Origin of the sequence: Citrobacter sp. wls615 (assembly GCF_005281355.1) — a bacterium.
In the GTDB taxonomy this organism is placed as follows: domain Bacteria; phylum Pseudomonadota; class Gammaproteobacteria; order Enterobacterales; family Enterobacteriaceae; genus Citrobacter; species Citrobacter werkmanii.
In genome coordinates, this window is record NZ_SZXM01000096.1 from 1 (window position 1) to 2,403 (window position 2,403).

The 2,403-nt window shown below is 50.7% G+C and carries 2 protein-coding genes; one reads left to right on the plus strand and one right to left on the minus strand.

What is annotated here, in order from left to right; all coding sequences use genetic code 11:
- On the minus strand, positions 1-356 hold a 356-nt coding region (locus FDX04_RS24095), incomplete at its 3' end, for an MFS transporter (RefSeq protein WP_137371599.1).
- 406 nt (positions 357-762) lie between these two features.
- Between FDX04_RS24095 and garD the strand changes: the two genes are divergently transcribed.
- On the plus strand, positions 763-2,334 hold the full coding sequence (gene garD / locus FDX04_RS24105; protein WP_137371600.1) for a galactarate dehydratase: 1,572 nt from the start codon (positions 763-765) through the stop codon (positions 2,332-2,334).
- Positions 2,335-2,403: the final 69 nt, after the last annotated feature.

Here is a 2,403-nt window from a genome sequence, read left to right on the forward strand (position 1 = left end):
CGCATGATGAACATTGAAATACCCGCCCAGGCCAGCGGGAACATGTCCACAAAGCCCTGCAGGAAGGTAAATAGTGACCAGAAGAACAGGCTCCAGGTATAGACTTTCTTCGAGCCGAACTTATCGAGCAGCCAGCCGCCGGGGATTTGCATCAACAGATAAGCCCATCCGAAAGCGGAAAAAATATAACCCATTGAGATGGCGCTGAGGTGCAACTCTTTCGCCACTTCCGTGCCGGCAATTGACAGCGTCGCACGGTCCGCATAGTTAACGGCAGTAACAATAAAAATTATCAGTAATATTAAATAGCGGGTACGTGTAACTTTCTTTTTCTCGACAATTGCATCCAGAATCATTCTATTTACCTCGGGCACATAAAAATGTTTTTATTATTATTTGTTAGCTATCCCTGGTGATAAATTACCGATAATAAAAACACATAATAATTTATCAGACGTTATGAAACCGTGATTTAGTATAATCAGCAGAGCAACGTTAATCATTGTGCAGAAGCTCACTAATCACGCCTTATTAAAATAATATTTTGGGCATATGCACACACCCATGGGCGCTAATGCACACATTTACTGATTAGTCCCCTTGGTGGTACGGTCCTGCTGAGTTTAAGTGATCATGATCACATTCTTAATTTTAAACTCCTGACATTCTTATTTCACGATACCGAATATTTATTACTGATAATTAGATTCAAAATATAAATATCCACACTATTATCACCACCTTGCTGGAGAATACTGGACAATGGCCGACATCGAAATCAGACAACAATCGCCAACGGCGTTTTATATTAAAGTTCACGCAACAGATAATGTGGCGATTATTGTCAATAACAATGGTCTGAAAGCCGGAACGCGTTTTCCAGACGGACTCGAACTCATTGAACATATTCCCCAGGGTCATAAAGTGGCGCTATGCGATATTCCTGTTCACGGCGAAATTGTGCGTTATGGCGAAGTGATAGGCTATGCCGTTCGCGATATCCCGCGCGGTAGCTGGATTGATGAATCCATGGTTGAGCTGCCCAAGGCCCCGCCGCTGGAGACGCTGCCGCTGGCAACCAAAGTGCCAGAGCCACTGCCGCCTCTTGAAGGTTATACCTTCGAAGGCTATCGCAATACAGACGGCAGCGTTGGCACCAAGAATCTGCTCGGCATCTCCACCAGCGTGCACTGCGTTGCGGGCGTGGTGGATTATGTGGTGAAAATCATTGAGCGCGATCTGCTCCCCAAATACCCGAACGTTGACGGCGTGGTGGGGCTTAATCACCTGTACGGCTGCGGGGTGGCGATTAACGCTCCGGCCGCCATTGTGCCGATTCGCACCATCCATAATATTGCGCTGAACCCCAACTTTGGCGGTGAAGTGATGGTTATTGGCCTCGGCTGCGAAAAACTGCAACCGGAGCGACTGCTGGAAGGAACTCATGATGTCCAAAGTATCCCGGTCGACAGCGCCAGCATCGTCAGTCTGCAGGATGAAAAGCACGTCGGCTTTCAATCGATGGTTGCTGATATTTTGCAAGTGGCAGAACGCCATCTGGCAAAGCTCAACCAACGCCAACGTGAAACCTGCCCGGCATCAGAACTGGTGGTCGGAATGCAGTGCGGCGGTAGCGATGCCTTTTCCGGCGTGACGGCCAACCCAGCGGTGGGTTATGCCTCCGACCTGTTAGTACGCTGCGGCGCGACCGTGATGTTCTCGGAAGTGACCGAAGTGCGCGATGCCATCCACCTTCTGACCCCGCGCGCGATTAACGAAGAAGTAGGTAAGCGCCTGCTCGAAGAGATGGCCTGGTACGATAACTACCTGGATATGGGCAAGACTGACCGCAGCGCCAACCCTTCACCGGGCAACAAGAAAGGCGGTCTGGCAAACGTGGTGGAAAAAGCGCTGGGCTCAATCGCCAAATCAGGCAAGAGCGCCATCGTCGAAGTATTGTCGCCGGGCCAGCGCCCAACCAAACGAGGACTGATTTACGCCGCGACCCCCGCCAGCGATTTTGTCTGCGGTACGCAACAGGTTGCTTCCGGGATCACCGTGCAGGTATTCACCACCGGTCGCGGTACGCCGTACGGCCTGATGGCCGTGCCGGTGATAAAAATGGCGACGCGGACTGAGCTGGCCAATCGTTGGTTTGACCTGATGGACATCAACGCAGGCACCATCGCCACCGGAGAAGAAACCATTGAAGACGTGGGGCTGAAATTGTTCGAGTTTATTCTTGACGTCGCCAGCGGGCGTAAGAAAACCTTCTCGGATCAGTGGGGACTGCATAACCAACTGGCGGTGTTTAACCCGGCGCCAGTGACCTGATTGTCGCAATATTTTCTGCAAGGGCATGTCATCTGACATGCCTTTTTTGTGCACAGAAAACCCCCAGCT

Bases quoted from the DNA above. Each gene is read 5' to 3' on its own strand.
- garD (WP_137371600.1), top strand. From the start codon at position 763: ATGGCCGACATCGAAATCAGACAACAATCGCCAACGGCGTTTTATATT.